18 protein-coding genes are annotated in these 17,407 nt (G+C 65.1%); 10 read left to right on the forward strand and 8 right to left on the reverse strand.

The window, feature by feature from the left end; all coding sequences use genetic code 11:
- Nucleotides 1–70: 70 nt before the first annotated feature.
- Nucleotides 71–1,039 carry a homoserine kinase gene (thrB, locus tag SPR01S_RS10595; RefSeq protein WP_066589174.1) on the forward strand — a complete coding sequence of 323 codons (969 nt, stop codon included), beginning with the start codon at nt 71–73 and terminating at the stop codon, nt 1,037–1,039.
- Nucleotides 1,036–1,503 carry a ribonuclease HI gene (gene rnhA, locus SPR01S_RS10600; protein ID WP_066589179.1) on the forward strand — a complete coding sequence of 156 codons (468 nt, stop codon included), beginning with the start codon at nt 1,036–1,038 and terminating at the stop codon, nt 1,501–1,503. Before thrB ends, rnhA begins: the two co-directional genes overlap by 4 nt.
- A gap of 3 nt (nt 1,504–1,506) precedes the next feature.
- Here rnhA and SPR01S_RS21230 read toward each other — a convergent pair whose 3' ends face one another.
- Genes SPR01S_RS21230 through SPR01S_RS10610 form a run of 3 tightly spaced genes read right to left on the reverse strand, consistent with a single transcriptional unit; the run spans nt 1,507 to nt 3,766 of the window.
- Entirely contained in the window at nt 1,507–1,677 is a 171-nt protein-coding gene (locus SPR01S_RS21230) for a YegP family protein (protein WP_084251095.1), read from the reverse strand.
- A gap of 53 nt (nt 1,678–1,730) precedes the next feature.
- On the reverse strand, nt 1,731–2,825 hold the full coding sequence (locus SPR01S_RS10605; RefSeq protein ID WP_066589181.1) for an NAD(P)/FAD-dependent oxidoreductase: 1,095 nt from the start codon (nt 2,823–2,825) through the stop codon (nt 1,731–1,733).
- Nucleotides 2,822–3,766, reverse strand: a complete 945-nt coding sequence (locus SPR01S_RS10610) for an alpha/beta fold hydrolase (RefSeq protein ID WP_066589183.1) — start codon at nt 3,764–3,766, stop codon at nt 2,822–2,824. The genes SPR01S_RS10605 and SPR01S_RS10610 overlap by 4 nt, the downstream gene beginning before the upstream one ends.
- Nucleotides 3,767–3,815: 49 nt before the next feature.
- Here SPR01S_RS10610 and SPR01S_RS10615 point away from each other — a divergent pair, with 49 nt between their 5' ends.
- The 8 genes from SPR01S_RS10615 to SPR01S_RS10650 all read left to right on the forward strand — a co-directional run bounded on the left by SPR01S_RS10615 (nt 3,816) and on the right by SPR01S_RS10650 (nt 11,473).
- The gene (locus tag SPR01S_RS10615; RefSeq protein WP_084251096.1) at nt 3,816–4,286 is read left to right on the forward strand and encodes an A24 family peptidase; all 471 of its coding nucleotides are present in this window, start codon (nt 3,816–3,818) and stop codon (nt 4,284–4,286) included.
- Between the two features lie 50 nt (nt 4,287–4,336).
- On the forward strand, nt 4,337–5,371 hold the full coding sequence (cpaB, locus tag SPR01S_RS10620) for a Flp pilus assembly protein CpaB (RefSeq protein ID WP_066589185.1): 1,035 nt from the start codon (nt 4,337–4,339) through the stop codon (nt 5,369–5,371).
- Entirely contained in the window at nt 5,371–7,086 is a 1,716-nt protein-coding gene (locus SPR01S_RS10625) for a type II and III secretion system protein family protein (RefSeq protein WP_066589188.1), read from the forward strand. The genes cpaB and SPR01S_RS10625 overlap by 1 nt, the downstream gene beginning before the upstream one ends.
- Nucleotides 7,087–7,107: 21 nt before the next feature.
- A complete protein-coding gene (locus SPR01S_RS10630; protein ID WP_066589189.1) occupies nt 7,108–7,740 on the forward strand; it encodes a CpaD family pilus assembly lipoprotein in 633 nt (210 codons plus the stop codon).
- 1 nt (nt 7,741) lies between these two features.
- Nucleotides 7,742–9,046 (forward strand): CpaE/TadZ family protein, encoded by a 1,305-nt coding sequence (locus tag SPR01S_RS10635; RefSeq protein ID WP_066589191.1) that lies wholly within the window; start codon nt 7,742–7,744, stop codon nt 9,044–9,046.
- A 49-nt stretch (nt 9,047–9,095) separates the two neighbouring features.
- Nucleotides 9,096–10,073 (forward strand): type II secretion system F family protein, encoded by a 978-nt coding sequence (locus SPR01S_RS10640; RefSeq protein ID WP_066589192.1) that lies wholly within the window; start codon nt 9,096–9,098, stop codon nt 10,071–10,073.
- Nucleotides 10,074–10,077: 4 nt separating this feature from the next.
- Nucleotides 10,078–11,076: a type II secretion system F family protein gene (locus SPR01S_RS10645; protein WP_066589195.1), complete on the forward strand. Its 999-nt coding sequence runs from the start codon at nt 10,078–10,080 to the stop codon at nt 11,074–11,076.
- 100 nt (nt 11,077–11,176) lie between these two features.
- Nucleotides 11,177–11,473, forward strand: coding sequence for a hypothetical protein (locus SPR01S_RS10650; protein ID WP_066589197.1), 297 nt, complete (start codon nt 11,177–11,179; stop codon nt 11,471–11,473).
- Nucleotides 11,474–11,609: 136 nt separating this feature from the next.
- Here the strand turns inward: SPR01S_RS10650 and SPR01S_RS10655 are convergent, their stop codons facing one another.
- From SPR01S_RS10655 to glyS, 5 genes are all read right to left on the reverse strand, one after another.
- The gene (locus SPR01S_RS10655; protein ID WP_066589199.1) at nt 11,610–12,131 is read right to left on the reverse strand and encodes a DUF1254 domain-containing protein; all 522 of its coding nucleotides are present in this window, start codon (nt 12,129–12,131) and stop codon (nt 11,610–11,612) included.
- On the reverse strand, nt 12,131–12,697 hold the full coding sequence (locus tag SPR01S_RS10660) for a DUF1214 domain-containing protein (protein WP_066589200.1): 567 nt from the start codon (nt 12,695–12,697) through the stop codon (nt 12,131–12,133). Before SPR01S_RS10660 ends, SPR01S_RS10655 begins: the two co-directional genes overlap by 1 nt.
- A gap of 13 nt (nt 12,698–12,710) precedes the next feature.
- Nucleotides 12,711–13,532, reverse strand: a complete 822-nt coding sequence (locus tag SPR01S_RS21905) for a hypothetical protein (protein ID WP_157082150.1) — start codon at nt 13,530–13,532, stop codon at nt 12,711–12,713.
- A 188-nt stretch (nt 13,533–13,720) separates the two neighbouring features.
- The gene (ppdK, locus tag SPR01S_RS10670) at nt 13,721–16,390 is read right to left on the reverse strand and encodes a pyruvate, phosphate dikinase (protein WP_066589203.1); all 2,670 of its coding nucleotides are present in this window, start codon (nt 16,388–16,390) and stop codon (nt 13,721–13,723) included.
- 72 nt (nt 16,391–16,462) lie between these two features.
- Nucleotides 16,463–17,407, reverse strand: a 945-nt coding sequence (glyS, locus tag SPR01S_RS10675; protein WP_157082152.1) for a glycine--tRNA ligase subunit beta, incomplete at its 5' end; no start/stop codon positions are given.

A 17,407-nucleotide genomic window follows, 5' to 3' on the forward strand; every position in this document is an offset into this window, starting at 1 on the left:
GAAAGCTGGGGTCTCGAGCAGTCATTCACCTCATGAGATCCCAGCTTTCGCTGGAATGACGGATTAGATCTTGGCAGTCTACACGCATGTTTCGGCCGAGGCGCTGGAGGAATTCCTCTTGCGCTACGATGTCGGCGAGCTCGTCTCGGCGAAAGGCATCGCCGAGGGCGTCGAGAATTCGAACTATCTGATCGACACCACCAAAGGCCGCTTCATCCTGACGCTGTACGAAAAGCGCGTCGAGGCGGGCGACCTGCCCTATTTCATGGCGCTGCTCGATCATCTGGCGGAGCGCGGCAATCCGGTACCGCCGGCGATCAAGGACCGCCATGGCGACGCGATCCAGACGCTGGAAGGGCGTCAGGCCTGCCTGATCAGGTTCCTGCCTGGCGTGTCGGTCAGTCACCCGACCGCCGCCCAGGCCGAGGCAGCGGGCGCGGCAATGGGGCGGATGCATGCCAGCCTGACCGACTTCGCGCTGGTACGCGACAATTCGATGGGCGTGCGCACCTGGCAGCCTTTGTTCGATCGCTGCGGCCGCTCGCTCGACGATATGGCCCCCAACCTCCATGCCGAGGCCGCCGCCATGGTCGATCGCGTTGTGCACGGCTGGCAGGGCGACCGTTTTCCGCAAGGCACGATCCACGCCGACCTGTTCCCCGACAACGTCTTGATGCGGGGCAGCGAGGTCACCGGGCTGATCGACTTCTATTTCGCCTGCACCGACGCGCGCATCTACGACCTCGCGGTCATGCACACGGCGTGGTCGTTCGACGCCAGCGGGACGACGCATTATCCCGCGATCGGCGAGGCGCTGATCCGCGGCTATCACCGCACGCTGCCGCTGAGCGACGAGGAACGTGCGGCGTTGCCGGGCTTTGCCGCCGGGGCCTGCATCCGCTTCTTCCTCAGCCGCGCCTGGGACTGGCTCAACACACCCGCCGATGCGATGGTGACGCGCAAGGACCCGCTCGCTTACTGGCGCCGGCTCAAAATCTACGATCCGGGCTTCGTGCGCGATTTCAAGTCGCTGGCATGACCGAATTGTCACATGTCGAGATCGCGACCGATGGCGCGTGCAAGGGCAATCCCGGGCCCGGTGGCTGGGGCGTGCTGATCCGCATGGGCGCCCGCGAGAAGGAATTGTCGGGCGGCGAGAAGCTGACCACCAATAACCGCATGGAGCTTACTGCGGCGATCGAGGGGCTCAACGCGCTCAAACGCCCGTGCCGCGTAACGCTATCGACCGACAGCCGCTACGTGATGGACGGGCTGACCAAGTGGATCCACGGCTGGCGCAAGAACGGCTGGAAAACGTCCGACAAGAAGCCGGTCAAGAACGCCGATCTATGGCAAAAGCTGATCGACGCCGCCGCCCCTCACCGCGTCGAATGGGTGTGGGTGAAGGGTCATGCCGGACACCCCGACAATGAACGCGCAGACAAGCTGGCCAGCGACGCGGCACTGGCGGCGGGGCGCGCTCAAGCACGCCCCGTGGCGTGATGCTCAGCCTTCGACAGGAGCGTCGGGACCGTTCTTCTTGATCGAGTCGATAGCGTTCTGTGCGTTCGCGCGCGACGAATAGCCTTCGGTCCAGAAGATGATTTCACTATTGTATTTGAACTTGGCGACGTACTCGCCGGCCTTGTTCTGCTCGATCACGAACTTGTGCGCCATGGGGCCCTCCGTCTTGATGGCTAACACAGGTTAGCGACGGCAAAGGTGTCGCGCTAGCGGAACCGCGCGGGGGCGTAACGATCCCGGTCGATTTTCGCGACGAGCGGATCGGGCGCGGTACCGAGCAGCAAGGATGCCGCGACCAGGGAGGCCGCCGGCGCCGTCTGGATGCCGAAGCCGCCCTGCCCCGCGCACCAGAAGAAGCCGGGCACATGATTGTCGAAGCCATAGACCGGCAGGCGATCGGGCGCGAAGCTGCGCAAGCCGGCCCAACTGCGTTCGACACGCTCGATTTTCCAGTCGACGACCTGTTCCAGCCGATCGATCGCGATCGCGATATCGATCTCCTCCGGCTGCACGTCGCCGGGCTCGCTTGGCACCTCGTCATGCGGGCTCAGCCAAATCCGTCCGCCCGATTCCGGCTTGAAATAGAACTCCCCGCCGATGTGCGCGACGTGCGGCGCATCGTCCGGCACCGGCGGATCGACTCGAAGCTGGGCGAGCGCGCGGCGCAGCGGCTGGATGCCGATCGGCGCAACTCCGGCCATTGCCGCGACCCGATCGGCCCAGGCGCCGGCCGCGTTGACCAATATACTTGCAGCGAAATTCCCGGCCTTCGTTTCGAGCTGCCAGCCATCACCGCTTCGGCTCGCCGCAGTCAGCGCCGCGTCCAGCACCAGCTCCGCACCGGCCTTTTTGGCGCGCGACAAAGCCGCGGCGTGGAGACCCGCGACGTCGATATAGGCGCAGCTAGGCTCCCACACCGCCAGGTTCCATTCCGGGCGCAGGCCGGGGATAAGCTCGCGCGGGTCGACCAGCGAAAGATCGACGCCGCTGCCGGCGAACTGTTCCAGCATCGCTTCGATCTGCGCGCGTTCATACTCGCGGCCGATATGCAGCGATCCCAGCGGCTGGAGAAATCCGCCTTCCTCCAGGTGCGATCGCGACGCAGCTGTAAGCGGCTGGACCGCCGGACCGCCATAGGTCTCCTCCCAGAAGGCAGCGGATCGTCCGGTGGCGTGATAGCCGGCGACGTCCTCCGCCTCGAGGATCAGGACGCTGGCATGGGGCGCGACCTCGGCCGCGAGCGCGGCGCCAGCGATCCCCGCGCCGATGATGGCGATGTCCCAAATCTTATCACCGCTCATTGCTGCGCTCGTGCCGAAAGGAAGATGTCGATTTCCCCCAAGGCGCGATTGCGGACCGGGTCAACCTCGCGCAGGATTTCATGCGCGCTTTCGCTGCCGAACCGCACCAGCCGGACATCGGGCAACAGCCCCGCGACCTTGATCGCGTCGGCTGCGCGGACCAGCTTGTCGGCTTCGGCGACCAGCATGAGGATCGGCACTTTCACCAGCTTCACACGCCGGCTGGCGCGCAATCGCCGCGTCGATTCGAACGCGCGCACCACCCAGCGCCAGCTCGGCGGGCCCAATTTGATCTCGGGCTTCTGCTCCCACCACCATGGCTCGTCCGAATATCGATCGGGATCGTGGGTCAGCAGCGATGGCCGCGAATCGGTGGTTCCCGGCTTTTCGTTCGACTTCCAGGCACGCCGCTGGGGGTTGCCGAGCCTCATCGCGATCTCGGCGACGCGCTCGCCGAATCCGGCGCTGATCGGCGCATGCAAACCCATCATCGGCGCGATCAGGACGGCCGCGTCGGGTTCGGCGATCACCTTGGCCAGCGCGCGGCAGACCAGATGGCCGCCCATCGAATGCCCCATCGCGACATGCGGCCCCGGCGTGGCGGCGACCCATTCCTGCCAGAACGCGCCATAATCAGCGAGGTACGTCCCGAAACGATCGATGTCGCCGACATGCGGGTCATCGGTCAGTCGCCCCGATCCGCCCTGGCCGCGCCAGTCGAACGAGGTGATCGTCCAGCCCTGATCATGCCAGTGATGAAAGGTCTCGAGATATTTCTCGAAGATGTCGCCGCGACCGCCCTGGAACAGGATCGATCCGCGTGGCTTGGCCGCGGTGGACGGCCAGTCGAAACGACGCAATTGCCAGCCGTCAGGAGCGGTCCAGAACGATATCGAGCTGCCGTCGGGATAGGTTCGGCGCGCTGTTTCTGAAGAGACCATCCGCTCTGGTTACTTTTTAGAAAGCCATGCCGTCTAGGTCTGTGATCCGATGGGCTGGGGATTTCTGTCTTACGTGCTCGGGGGAGCACTCGTTCTGATCCTGCTTGCGGCGGGCATCGAGGATGCGCGCACCCGAGAAATCGCGAACTGGAAGAACGCCGCGATCGCGCTGTTGGCGCCTGCCTGGTGGTGGGCACACGGCTATGGCTGGACCGATGTGGCATGGCAGGTCGGAATCGCGCTCGCCGTGTTCGCGCTGTTCGTCGGCGCCTTCCATTTCGGCTGGATGGGCGGCGGCGACGTCAAGATGATCGGCGCGCTGGCGCTGTGGCTTCCCGGCCAAACCCTTTTCTTCATGCTGATGGTCATGTCGATCATCGGCGGCGCGCTGACGCTGATCATGATGTTCGACCATTGGCGCCGCAAAGCGCCGGGTGCTGTCGAGACGCCATACGGCGTCGCGATCGCCATGGCATCGATGCTCGCGCTCGGTGAACCGATATTTAACCACTTTGCGTAGATTAACGGCGATCAAACCGGGGTCATCGCCACAACGGGGCACGAAGCGTTATGGATAGTCGGAAGATCATTTTGCTGGTGGGCGCGCTTTTCGTCGCCGCCATCACCGCGTTCATGGCGCGCAGCCTGATCGTCGGATCGAGCGCTCCCGTAGCGACGGCACAGGCGCCAATGGCACCGGTCCAGTCCGGTACCGAGGTGCTCGTCGCGACCAAGGCGCTGCCGATCGGCACGATCCTTGACGCGACCAGCTTCAAGTTCCAGCCCTGGCCGAAGGAGCTGGTCGAGAACGCCTATTACCTCCGCAAGGACGGTTTCGACCCCAAGAGCCTGCAGGGCACGGTCGTGCGCTCGGTGATCACCGCCGGGCAGCCGCTGACCCAGGGGTCGCTGGTCAAGCCGGGCGATCGCGGCTTCCTGGCCGCGGCACTGACGCCAGGCATGCGTGCGGTCACCTTTCCGGTGCGCAACGAGAATTCGGTCGCGGGCTTCGTCTTTCCGGGCGACCGCGTCGACCTGACTTTGTCCCAGACCGTTGCCGGCGGCGGCGACGGTCCGCCGCTCAAGGTGGCCGAGACGATCATGAAGAACCTCCGGGTGCTGGCGACCGATCAGCGCACGACCAGCGATGTCGATGATCAGGGCAAGACCGTGGTCCGCAACATCTCGATGGTGACGATCGAGGCGACGCCTGCAATCGCCGAGAAGATCGCGGTGGCGCGTACCCTGGGCGACCTGTCGCTCGTGCTGCGCCCTCTCGCCGACTCGGCATCCGAGCTCGACCAGGCGATCGCCGATGGATCGGTAAAGGTGCCGGACGGCAAAGATCCGAATGCGGAAAAGGCAATGATCGCAACTGCCGACACGCAGCCGATCGCGGGCAAGACCACCTTCGCCACCGGCGCAGACGTGTCGCGCTTCCAGCGCCGCACCGTGCCGGGCAAGGGCGCTGAAGCAGGCGCAGGCGCCGGAGCCGCAGGCGGCGCAATTCCGGGCAGCGTCCCGGTCATTACCGGTCCCGCGGTGCGTATCGTCCGCGGGAATAATGCGACCGAGGTACCGCTCGGTCGTGGGGGGAACAAGTGATGCAAGCGACAATCGTTTTGAACCGGATCGTTGCGGCTACCGTCGCGACCGCTCTGGTGGCGACCATGCCGGTCGAAGCGGCCGGCACCTCATCGGCCGCGCGACGCGCACCGGCCCGGCCGGCCAAGGCCGCCCGCGTCGGCAGCCTGCCGCCGGGTACGCAACGCCCGACCACCGAGGTCTTGCTGTCGACGGGTCAGGGGGAGGTCATCACCTTGCCCGCCGACGCAGCCGACGTCTGGGTCGCCAATCCCAACGTCGCCGATGTCGACGTGAGCAATCCACGCCAGATCCGCCTGTTCGGCAAGGATTACGGCGAAACCACGGTGTTCGTCACGGCGGCCAGCGGCCGGGTCATCTATTCGACCAACGTCCGCGTCGCACAGAACCTGACTTCGATCGACCGCATGATGAAGGCCGCCATGCCGGACGCCGACATCAAGGTGATCACGGTCGGCCAGCTCGCGATCCTGACGGGTACGGTGGCGGCGCCGGCCGATGTCGCGCAGGCGCAACAGATCGTGACCGCGTTGCTCAATCCGGGGATCGACGTCTCCAACGCGACGACACCTTTGAAGATCGGGGTGATCAACCGCCTCCGCACCGCGACGCCGCTACAGGTCAATCTGCAAGTCAAGATCGCCGAGGTCAGCAAGTCGTTCGCCAAGAATATCGGCAGCAACTTGAGCACGATCGACGGCACCGGCGGGTTCAAGTTCGGCATTTCGAACGGCCGCTCCATCGCGACGACCGCCACTACCGATCCCAATTTGCCGCTCAGCGTCGGTCTGGGAACAGTAACCGGCTATACGATCGACCCGATCACCGGGAAGATCGTGCAGTCCCCGGGTACCGCCATCCAGCCGGGTCCGCAGACGACCACGATCGGCGGACTGGGCAAGCTTTTCGGCCTGGATATCCTGGGGGCTCTAGACCTGGGCGAGACCGACGGTCAGGTGACCACGCTCGCCAACCCCAACCTGACCGCCTTGTCGGGTGAAACCGGATCCTTCCTTGCCGGCGGCGAGATCCCGATCCCGGTCAGCCAGGGCCTGGGCGCGGTGTCGGTGGAATACAAGCAATATGGCGTCAGTCTCGCTTATACGCCGACGGTGCTGGCGGATGGCCGCATCTCGATGCGCGTGCGTCCGGAAGTGTCGCAATTGTCCGCGGCCGGCGCGGTTCAGATCGGCGGCGTCACCATTCCGGCGCTCACCACGCGGCGAGCGGAGACCACGATCGAACTCGGCTCTGGCCAATCGATGGTGATCGGCGGACTGCTGCAGAATTCGACCGACAACCAGATCACCAAGACGCCCGGGATCGGTGACGTTCCCGTGCTTGGCGCGCTGTTCCGCTCCAACGGCTGGAAGCGCAACGAGAGCGAGTTAATCATCGTGATCACCCCCTATCTGGTGAAGCCGGTCAACGCGGACCAGATCGTGCTGCCGACCGACGGCTACAAGGCACCGACGGACCTTGGTCGCGTCTTCCTTGGCCGCCTTGGGGAAGGCACGAACGGCGGCGAGCGTCCCAAACCGACGATGGCCGTGCCGACCGTCGCCGGTCCCGCCATCGGGGCCAGCGCGCCGGTGCCGGCGACGCCGACCACACCGCAGCCGAATTCCGATCCGGCAACCGCCGACAAGAAAGCACTTCTGCCCAAGAAGTCGAAAAAGGGCGATCAGCCCGCCACCCCCGGCTTCAGCCTGTAACGCGCGAGGAACAGTCAGATCATGCGTACGATCCTCATCGCCGCCCTTGCCGCTCCAGCGCTGATGCTGGGTGGCTGCGGCACGCTCAATCGGGGCGTCGACTCGATCAAACAGCCAGTCGTCAGCCGGACCGATTACGTATTCGATGCGCAATCGACGACCGCCGGCCTGGCTCCGGGGGAGACCGAACGGGTGGCCGGTTGGCTGGCCGCGATGCGCTTGCATTATGGCGACCAGATCTCGGTCGATGATCCCAATCCGTACGACTCTCGCGCTCGCGCCCAGATTGCGGCGATCGTCTCGAGCTACGGCATGCGTCTCGCCGATCGCGCACCGATCACCAACGCGCCGCTAGCGGCGGGCATGGTTCGCGTCGTCGTCAGCCGCGCGGTCGCCACCGTGCCGGGCTGCCCCGACTTCACCCGCAGCGGATCGAGCGAGTTCGAAGGCAGCACGACGTCCAATTTCGGCTGCGCAAGCAACGCCAGCCTGGCTGCGATGGTCGCCGATCCGCGCGATCTGGTCCGCGGCCAGGCGGATGACGGCACGGCCGATCCGATCACCTCGAACCGCGCCGTCGGCACGTATCGCAGGGCCACCCCGACCGGGGCAGGCGGCACCACAGTCAAATCCGAATCGACGGGAGGCAAATAAGATGAACGCGCCGTGGAAACCCGCAGGCGTCGCGCATCGCGAGCCGTTCGTCGCCTATGTCTGCGACGAGACGACCGCCGAAGCGCTGCGTCCGATCGTCAGCGAAATGGGCTGGTCGGCCGAGAAAGTGAACAAGGGCGGGCTGCGCAACGCAGTCCAGTCGTTGTCGGTCTCGGCGAGTCCGCAAGTGCTGTTCGTCGACCTGAGCGAATCGGGTGATCCGCTCAACGATATCAACGCGCTGGCGGAAGTCTGCGAGCCCGGCACCGTCGTGATCGCGGCAGGCCAGGTCAACGACGTCCGCCTGTATCGCGACCTGACCGCGAGCGGGATCCAGGATTATCTGCTCAAGCCGCTCAATCCGGATCTGCTGCGCGAAGCCTTTGGCAGCGCGCAAGCCGTGTTGAACGCACCGCGGCTGAACGAGGTCTCGCCGGATCGTCCGCATTCCGCGACCGCGGTGATCGGTACGCGCGGCGGCACCGGTGCCTCGACTATCGCGACCTCTGTCGCGTGGCTGATGAGTGAGAAGGGCGGCCGCACCACTGCGTTGCTCGACCTCGACGTGCATTTCGGTACCGGCGCGTTGGCGCTCGACCTCGAGCCGGGCCGCGGCCTGACCGACGCGATCGAGAATCCAAGCCGTATCGACGGGCTGTTCATCGAACGTGCGATGGTCAAGGCCAGCGAGCGTCTCGCCGTTCTGTCGGCCGAAGCGCCGATCAACTCGCCGATGATGACCGACGGCTCCGCGTTCTACCAATTGCAGGAAGAGATGCGCGCTGCCTTCGAATGCACGGTGGTCGACCTGCCGCGCGCGCAGTTGATCGCGCACCCGCATCTGATCAGCGACATCCAGACCACCGTGGTCGTGACCGAACTGACGCTGGCCGCGGCGCGCGATACGATCCGTATCCTGTCATGGTTGAAGTCGAATGCGCCCGGAACCCAGGTACTGGTGGTCGCCAATCGGGTACCCGCGGGTAGCCAGCTGGAGATCAATCGCAAGGATTTCGAGGGCTCGATCGAGCGCCGCATCGACTTCGTCGTCCCTTACGACCAGAAATTGGCGGCGCAGGCAGCCAAGCTGGGCAAGCCGCTGGCCGAGGCCGGCAAGGGATCCAAGACGGTCGCGCCTATCGCCGAGCTCGCCAACCGGCTGCTGGCGGCGAGCGATTCGGCCGAACCGGCGGGCAAGGCGACAGGCAAGAACAGCGCCGGAAAATCGGGCGGTCAGTCTCTGATCGGCAAGTTCGCCGACCTCAAGTCGCTGATGCCGGGCAAGAAGGCCGCGAAGTCGAGTTAACCATCGCCGGCCGATCCTGGCCGGCAACAACAAGTGGAGCGTTTGAGCGATGCCATTGGTGCCGCTGATCACGGTGATTGCAGGGGCGGCGACCATGCTGTTGCTGCTGGCGTTCGCCTTTACCGGCCCGTCGGTGGCGAAGGCTCAGACGCGCCGGCTGAACTCGCTCCGCGAACGCCATAGCGGCGCCGCCAGCGACGCGGCGATGGCAGCGCAAATGCGCCGTATCACCGGCAAGCGCGACAGCAACATGGACACCGCGATGATGCGGTTCCTGCCGCGTCCGGCCCTGCTCAAGAAGCGGCTCGCCATGACCGGCAAGACCTGGACCGTCGGTCAATACGGCCTGGCCACGTTCGGCATCATGCTGGTCGTCGCGTCGCTGATGATGATCCGCGGCGCACCGATCGCGATCTCCGTCCTGATCGCCGTGTTCGTCGGCGCCGGACTGCCGCATTTCGTGGTCGGCTATTTCATCAAGCGCCGGGTCGGCAAGTTCACCGCCAAATTCCCCGACGCGATCGAACTGCTCGTGCGCGGCCTGCGCTCGGGTCTGCCGATCAGCGAAACCATGGGTGTGGTCGGCGCCGAAGTGGCCGGCCCGGTCGGCGAGGAATTCCGCGCGGTCTCCGACAAGATGAAGATCGGCCGCACGATGGACGCGGCGCTGCAGGAAACCGCGGACCGCCTCGGCACGCCCGAATTCCAGTTCTTCGTCATCTCGATCGCGATCCAGCGCGAGACCGGCGGCAACCTCGCCGAAACGCTGGCCAATCTGGCCACGGTGCTTCGCCAGCGCGGACAGATGAAGCTGAAGATCAAGGCGATGTCGTCCGAATCCAAGGCGTCGGCCTATATCGTCGGCTCGCTGCCGTTCATCGTGTTCGGCCTGATCATGTGGATCAGCCCGGCCTATATGGGCAATTTCTTCGTCGATCAGCGCCTGATCGTCGCCGGTATCGGCGGCTTCATCTGGATGTCGCTGGGTGGCTTGATCATGGCCAAAATGGTCAATTTCGAGATCTGAGGCCATGGAACCGCACCACACAACCCTGCTCGGCGTCGACGTCCTTTGGGTAGGCACCCTGCTCGCCGGGGTCGCCGCATTCGCCGTCATGCTCGCCATCTACGCCGCGACCACCGTGCGCGATCCCATGGCGCGCCGCGTCAAGGCGCTCAACGATCGCCGCGAACAGTTGAAGGCCGGCATCACCGCCTCGACCAGCAAGCGTCGCGCGAAGCTGGTCCAGAAGAACGAGACCACGGACCGCATCCGCTCGATCCTGCAGAATTTGAAGGTCCTGCAGGACAGCCAGGTCAAGGTCGCGCAGACCAAGCTCCTCCAGGCCGGCATCCGCAAGAAGGAATATGCCGTCGCGGTCATCTTCGGCCGGCTGATCCTGCCGATCGTGTTCGGCCTGCCGATGCTGTATTTCGTGTACGGCACCGACGCCTTCGCCACCTGGTCGCCGCTCAAGCAATATGGTCTCGTCGCGGGCGCCTTCATTCTGGGCTACAAGGGCCCCGACATCTACCTCAAGAACAAGATCCAGAAGCGCTCGTCCGCGATCCGCAAGGGCTTGCCCGACGCGCTCGATCTCCTCGTAATCTGCGCCGAAGCCGGCCTCACCGTCGATGTCGCGTTCCACCGCGTGTCCAAGGAATTGGGCAGGGCCTATCCCGAGCTGGGCGACGAATTCGCGCTGACCGCGATCGAACTCGGCTTCCTGTCCGACCGCCGCCAGGCGTTCGAGAATCTGGCGACGCGCGTCGATCTCGACGCGGTCAAAGGCGTGGTCACGACCATGATCCAGACCGAGAAATACGGTACGCCACTCGCCTCCGCACTGCGCGTGCTGTCGGCCGAATTCCGCAACGAGCGCATGATGCGCGCCGAGGAAAAGGCCGCGCGCCTGCCGGCGATCATGACCGTGCCGCTGATCCTGTTCATCCTGCCGACCCTGTTCATCGTCATCCTGGGTCCGGCGGCGTGCAGCATCAACGACGCCTTCCTGCACGGCGGCCACTGATCCGGTCCTTCCCCTCCCGCCGGCGGGAGGGGGATGGCTTGCACCACCCCGCAACCGGGCGCAGCATGACGCGTTGAGATCCCCAACAGGGAGAGACGCAATGCTGTTCACCGACCCGAACCAGATCGCCGTGGTTGTGCTGGTCCTGATCGTAGGACTGGTGCTCGGACTGCTTATCGCGCCCCGCGGCGCCAAATGGCGAACGCGCTACGAGGAAGAGCGCGACGCACATGCGGCCTATCGCACGGATACCGATGCCAAGATGCGCGAGCGCGACGCGCTTACCACCAACCGCGACGCCTATGTCCGCGATCTAGAAAAGGCGAAGATCGATTTGACGGCGGCCAATGACAAGCTGGCCGCGGAGAATGCGGAGCTGAGGGCAAGGACGGTGTGATCGTAATCCCTCTCCCATTGGGAGAGGGAGGGAGGCGCGTAGCGCCGGAAGGGTGAGGGCAGTAGTAAGATGTTGTCCTCACCCTTCTCACTCGGCTCCGCCGAGCGGGCCCCTCCCTCTCCCAAGTGAGAGGGAATTAACTCAACGCCTTGCAGTTGGATGCCTTGCGCGCAGCATCGATCGCGGCGAACTGGGCGCGGTCGGGGACCAGGATACGGATCAGCGCGATCCCCGTCGTACCGTCGACGCGAACCGCGGTCATGCCGTCGGGCACGGGTTGCCCGGGACGCGCGATGGCGATGCGGATCGGCTGGTTGCCGGCGTCGATATTGTTGCGGACATAGGCAACGTCGGTGCGCGAATTGAAGATCGACAGCGACCAATAGGGCGCCGGCACCGGCGCAACATCGACGAGCACAGGCCCGTTCGATAGGTCGAAAGGACAGGACGAATAGGCCAGATCGGGGCTTGGCCGGACGATGGCGCGCGCCTTGTCGGTGGAGAGCGGGGCCGCGAACATCGCATTATAGCCCGTCCCCTTGGCGATGCGGTGCGTCGCGAGGCCCATCAGCACGCGCGGAAACTGCACGAGCGCGACCTGGTAGCCGACGAACGCCAGGGCGAGGCCCAGCAACAGCGGAAACAGCCAGCGGCGCATCAGCAGCCCTCCTTCACGATCGAGGGCAGTTGGTCGCGAGTCATGTTGCCGATCCCTCCGTCATCGGGGAGATAAGCGCGCAAGGTGAGCTCGAAACGGTCGATCCGCCCGGTCGGCAGCCACAATCCGGCTTGTTCGGCCGGCGCGACGATCACTTCCCATTTGGCCGGATTCGGCACCGCGGCGCTGGAGATCGAGAACCGTCCGGCCTGGTTGGCGACGAGATAGCCGGGATGGTCGTAAAGCGTCAGGCTCCACCATTTGGCGGGGATCGATCGCCCCGAGACGCGATAGCGGCAACGGCCGTCGAGCGGCTCGTTAGCGCTGTCGACCGCAGCATTGTAATAGCGTGCCTCATGCGCGGGGAGCGCGAGCAGCCCGCGTAAAGACACCACCGCCCGGGTAAACGCGCCGGCGCGGGCGGTGCCGAAATCGCCGCCGGTTGTCCATGGCCCGATCGCCCGATTGGCGCCCAACACCCCGGTCCGCACGTGCTGGATCGCTGCCCCCGCACCCAGGGCCAGTCCGAGCACACCGCAGACCGCATAGCGGATCCAGGGCTTCATAGTCCCTCCCCTGTCAGTTCGGGCAGCGGTGGTAGCGCTTGCCTTCCATCACCAACGCGTCGTCGCCGATACGTTCGACCTTGAGCACCTGGTCGAACGGCTTGTTGTCCGCGCTGTAATTGCCGGTAACCTTGACCGTCTTTCCGTCGAGCGACCAGCGGCCCATACCGCGCTTGCCATAGAAGCCGCCGCCCGGCCCGAAATTGACCGCGCGTCGCGCCGTGCAATCGCCGTCCTCTGCGCCCCAGCGTCCCGAGAGCCACGTCCGATTGACACCGCCCGGTGTCGGTTTCGGCGACGGTTTGGCGGTTGGCGTGGGCTTGGGCGTTGGGCTCGGTTTGGGACTCGGCTTCGCGGTCGGGCTCGGTTTGGGAGTCGGACTGGCGGTCGGCGTCGGTGACGGTTTGGGCGATGGCGACGATGACGGCGTTGGCTCGGGCGTCGGGCTGGCGGTCGGGCTCGGCGTTGGAACAGGCGATGGTTCGATCATCGCCGGACTTGGCGCCGGAGCCGGTACGGGCGTCGCGTAGCGATTGGGATCGGCGACGTCGTCGCGGAACATCCAATTGTCGCCATAGCGGACGAAGCGGCCGGTGCGCGTCGCAGACTTGTCGCATTTGCCGGTGAACGGGCTGCACGTCGTCGCGCGATAGTCGCAGACATAGCCGGGGCGGTCGGGCGCGGTCTTGCAGGCGATGCGCTCGGCCGACTGCACTTTCGCCCCCGATCGCGCCAGCGCGTCGGAAATGTCCTTTTCGGACGGACCGTCATTATTGGCAAACGGGTTGCAGGCCGCCAACGGCGCCACCATCGCGAAAACCAGCCAGCGCTTCATGCCCAGATCCATGGCCGCTGAGTGCGGTCGCCGCGCGGGCGAAGTCAAGCCCGCCTCAACCCGCTTTGCCGCCTAGAGTCGTTTTCAGCTTCGCTGAAATCGGCGCCGGCCCACTCCCCCACCCGGCCTCCCATAGAATATCCTGATTGGGAGGCCGGGTGGGGGAGTGGGCCGGCACCGCTACTGTTTCAGCTTTGCTGAAACGCCAAAGCTGCCTGCGCGGCGGCAAGCCGGGCGATCGGCACGCGATAGGGCGAGGCCGAGACGTAATCGAGCCCGACCTCCTCACAGAACGCGATCGACGCTGGATCGCCGCCATGTTCGCCGCAAATGCCGAGCTTGATGTCGGGCCGGGTCGCCCGCCCGCGTTCGGCCGCAATGCGGATCAGCTCGCCGACGCCCTCGACATCCAGGCTGACGAACGGGTCCTTGGGATAGATGCCTTTGTCGACATAGACACTCAGGAAGCGCGCCGCGTCGTCGCGGCTAACGCCCAAGGCGGTCTGGGTCAGGTCGTTGGTGCCGAACGAGAAGAATTGGCCGACCTCGGCGATCTCGCCCGCCTTGAGCGCGGCGCGCGGCAATTCGATCATCGTACCGACGAAATAGCTGATCGTCCGGTCTCTCTCGAAGAACACGTCCTTGGCGGCCTGATCGATCACTGCCTTCATCAACTCGAGCTCGCGCCTGGTGGCGACCAGTGGCACCATGATCTCGGGGATCGGGGCCTCGCCGCTATTCTCCGCAACGATGCACGCCGCCTCAAAGATCGCGCGCGCCTGCATCTCGTAGATTTCGGGATAGGTCACGCCCAAGCGGCAGCCGCGATGGCCGAGCATCGGGTTGAACTCGTGGAGCTCGGCGGCGCGGCGCTTGAGATAATCGACCTCGACGCCGGCAGCGGCTGCCACCTCGGCGAACTCCTCTTCCTCATGCGGCAGGAATTCGTGGAGCGGCGGGTCGAGCAGGCGGATCGTGACCGGCAGGCCCGCCATCACCTCGAAAATTTCGATGAAGTCGGCGCGTTGCTCGGGAAGCAGTTTTTCGAGCGCGGCGCGCCTGCCCTTTTCGTCCTCGGCCAGGATCATCTGGCGGACGGCGGTGATACGGTTGGCGTCGAAGAACATATGCTCGGTACGACACAGCCCGATGCCTTCCGCGCCGAATTCGCGCGCGGTCTTGGCGTCGAGCGGGGTCTCGGCATTGGCGCGGACCTTGAGCCGACGAACGCCGTCGGCCCATTCCATCAGCGTGCCGAAATCGCCGGCCAGTTCGGGCTGTACGGTCGGCACTTCGCCGATCATCACTTCGCCGGACGCGCCATCAATCGTGATGATATCACCCTCGGTCACTTCGCGCCCGGCGCAACGCATGACCTTCGCCTTGGCGTCGATCGACAGGGCGCCGGCGCCCGATACGCAGGGCCGCCCCATGCCGCGTGCGACTACCGCGGCGTGACTGGTCATGCCGCCGCGCGCAGTCAGGATACCGCGGGCGGCGTGCATGCCGTGAATGTCCTCAGGGCTGGTTTCGGTGCGGACCAGGATCACCGCGTCGCCCGCCGCCGCACGCTTTTCGGCGGCATCGGCGTCGAACACGACCCTGCCCGAGGCCGCGCCCGGTGACGCCGGCAGGCCCTTGGTCAGCACGTCACGCGGCGCGGCGGGGTCGAGCGTCGGATGGAGCAATTGGTCGAGCGCCGCCGGATCAACCCGCACGATCGCTTCCTCGCGCGTGATCAACCCTTCATTGGCCATGTCGACCGCGATCTTGAGCGCCGCCTTGGCGGTGCGCTTGCCCGAGCGCGTCTGGAGCATCCAGAGCTTGCCCTGCTGCACCGTGAACTCGATGTCCTGCATGTCGCGATAATGCTTTTCGAGCGTATCGAACACTTGCGCGAGTTGCCGATAGACTTCGGGCAGCGCCTCTTCCATCGACAGCGGCTTGGCGTTGGCCTCTTCGCGCGCGGCCTTGGTCAGATATTGCGGCGTGCGGATGCCGGCGACGACGTCCTCGCCCTGCGCGTTGATCAGGAACTCGCCATAATAGGCATTGTCGCCCTTGGCCGGATCGCGCGTGAACGCCACGCCGGTTGCCGAGGTTTCGCCCATATTGCCGAACACCATCGCCTGGACGTTGACCGCAGTACCCCATTCGGACGGGATGTCGTTGAGCCGGCGATAGACTTTGGCGCGCTCCGACTGCCACGACCCGAACACCGCGCCGACCGCGCCCCACAATTGGTCGTGGACATCCTGCGGGAACGGCTTGTTCCATTGCTCGACGACGAGCTTCTTGTAGGTGTCGACCAGCGCCTTCCAGTCGGCGGCGCTCATCTCGGTGTCGAGATAATAGCCCTTGTCTTCCTTGGCGACTTCGAGCGCTTCCTCGAACGCGCCATGGTCGAGCTCGAGCACGACGTCCGAATACATCTGGATGAAGCGGCGATAGCTGTCCCAGGCGAAACGCTCGTCGCCCGACGCGTTAGCCAGGCCGACCACGGTCTCGTCATTGAGGCCGAGATTGAGGACGGTGTCCATCATGCCGGGCATCGAGGCGCGCGCGCCCGAGCGGACCGAGACGAGCAACGGATCGGCGGCGTCGCCGAATTTCTTGCCGGTGACGCTTTCGATATGGGCGATTCCGTCGGCGACTTCGGCCCTCAGGCTGTCCGGAAAGACCGCGCCTTCCTCGTAATAGCGCGTGCACATCTCGGTCGAGATGGTGAATCCGGGAGGCACCGGCAGGCCGATCGAGGCCATCTCCGCCAGATTCGCGCCCTTGCCGCCGAGGAGATTCTTGTCCCCTTTCCCCCCATCGGAAACGCCACCACCGAACCGGTACACGTACTGCGTCATTCGTCAGTCCCTTTGATGCCTGGTTTCGCTGGGGAGGCGGAAAGGATCAGGCGGAATATGTATGCCGAGGTATCATCCCTCGATCTTGGAAAAATCGGCGACGCCATGGACCGCGTCGCGCACCCGCGCGAGCAGCGCGAGGCGAGCGGCGCGTTTAACGGGGTCGGCGTCGTTGACGGTGACCGCGTCGAAGAACGCGTCGATCGGCGCGCGCAAGGTCGCGAGCGCAGCCATAGCGGCTTCGAAATCCTCGTTGCCGACAGCGTCCGCCGCGGCAGGTCCGGCAGCGTCGAGCGCGGCGATGAGATCGGCCTCGGCGGGTTCGGGGGTGTACGTCGGCGAGGACCAAGCGGCGTCGGTGACGCCTTCCTTCTTCAGAATATTCGCGGCGCGCTTATATCCGGCGAGGAGGTTGGCACCGTCTTCGGTGCGCAGAAAAGCGGCTAACGCACGCGCCCGTTTTTCTACGCGATCGACGCGGCCATCCGTGTCTCCAGACGTCCATGCTCGTGAAGCTTGAATAAAGTCGTACCGAACGCCGTCATCCCGCAACTGGACACCCAGACGGTCGAAGAGAAAGTCCGCGACTACTAGACCTAAGATACCTGAAGCCTTGTGGCCCGTCCAAACGCGCGAGACAGTCGAGAGCTCAAGTTCAAGAGCATTCCGCTGAATGAGTTGCAAATAACCTAACCCGGCGCGTCGAAGTGCAAACGGGTCTTTAGATCCAGTCGGGAACATCTCCTCGCCGAAGAAGGCAAGGAGAGTATCCAACTTATCCGCCAACGACACCGCCACCGTCACCGGCGCAGTCGGCACGTCATCGCCCTGCCCGACCGGCTTGTAGTGATCGCGGATCGCCTCGGCGACCGCCGGGGCCTCGCCCTGCGCGGCGGCGTAATAGCCGCCCATCAGGCCCTGAAGCTCGGGGAACTCGCCGACCATGCCGGTGACGAGATCGGCCTTGGCCAAGCGCGCGGCGCGTTCGGCCTGGTCGGCCAGAATCCCTCTCCCAGT

The sequence above is a fragment of the Sphingomonas pruni NBRC 15498 genome (genome assembly GCF_001598455.1).
In the GTDB taxonomy this organism is placed as follows: domain Bacteria; phylum Pseudomonadota; class Alphaproteobacteria; order Sphingomonadales; family Sphingomonadaceae; genus Sphingomonas; species Sphingomonas pruni.

Excerpts from the sequence above, each read along its gene's own strand:
- rnhA (WP_066589179.1), top strand. The coding sequence starts at position 1,036 with ATGACCGAATTGTCACATGTCGAGATCGCGACCGATGGCGCGTGCAAG.
- SPR01S_RS21230 (WP_084251095.1), bottom strand. The coding sequence starts at position 1,677 with ATGGCGCACAAGTTCGTGATCGAGCAGAACAAGGCCGGCGAGTACGTC.
- SPR01S_RS10605 (WP_066589181.1), bottom strand. The coding sequence starts at position 2,825 with ATGAGCGGTGATAAGATTTGGGACATCGCCATCATCGGCGCGGGGATC.
- SPR01S_RS10610 (WP_066589183.1), bottom strand. The coding sequence starts at position 3,766 with ATGGTCTCTTCAGAAACAGCGCGCCGAACCTATCCCGACGGCAGCTCG.
- SPR01S_RS10615 (WP_084251096.1), top strand. The coding sequence starts at position 3,816 with ATGGGCTGGGGATTTCTGTCTTACGTGCTCGGGGGAGCACTCGTTCTG.
- cpaB (WP_066589185.1), top strand. The coding sequence starts at position 4,337 with ATGGATAGTCGGAAGATCATTTTGCTGGTGGGCGCGCTTTTCGTCGCC.
- SPR01S_RS10625 (WP_066589188.1), top strand. The coding sequence starts at position 5,371 with ATGCAAGCGACAATCGTTTTGAACCGGATCGTTGCGGCTACCGTCGCG.
- SPR01S_RS10630 (WP_066589189.1), top strand. The coding sequence starts at position 7,108 with ATGCGTACGATCCTCATCGCCGCCCTTGCCGCTCCAGCGCTGATGCTG.
- SPR01S_RS10635 (WP_066589191.1), top strand. The coding sequence starts at position 7,742 with ATGAACGCGCCGTGGAAACCCGCAGGCGTCGCGCATCGCGAGCCGTTC.
- SPR01S_RS10640 (WP_066589192.1), top strand. The coding sequence starts at position 9,096 with ATGCCATTGGTGCCGCTGATCACGGTGATTGCAGGGGCGGCGACCATG.
- SPR01S_RS10645 (WP_066589195.1), top strand. The coding sequence starts at position 10,078 with ATGGAACCGCACCACACAACCCTGCTCGGCGTCGACGTCCTTTGGGTA.
- SPR01S_RS10650 (WP_066589197.1), top strand. The coding sequence starts at position 11,177 with ATGCTGTTCACCGACCCGAACCAGATCGCCGTGGTTGTGCTGGTCCTG.
- SPR01S_RS10655 (WP_066589199.1), bottom strand. The coding sequence starts at position 12,131 with ATGCGCCGCTGGCTGTTTCCGCTGTTGCTGGGCCTCGCCCTGGCGTTC.
- SPR01S_RS10660 (WP_066589200.1), bottom strand. The coding sequence starts at position 12,697 with ATGAAGCCCTGGATCCGCTATGCGGTCTGCGGTGTGCTCGGACTGGCC.
- SPR01S_RS21905 (WP_157082150.1), bottom strand. The coding sequence starts at position 13,532 with ATGAAGCGCTGGCTGGTTTTCGCGATGGTGGCGCCGTTGGCGGCCTGC.
- ppdK (WP_066589203.1), bottom strand. The coding sequence starts at position 16,390 with ATGACGCAGTACGTGTACCGGTTCGGTGGTGGCGTTTCCGATGGGGGG.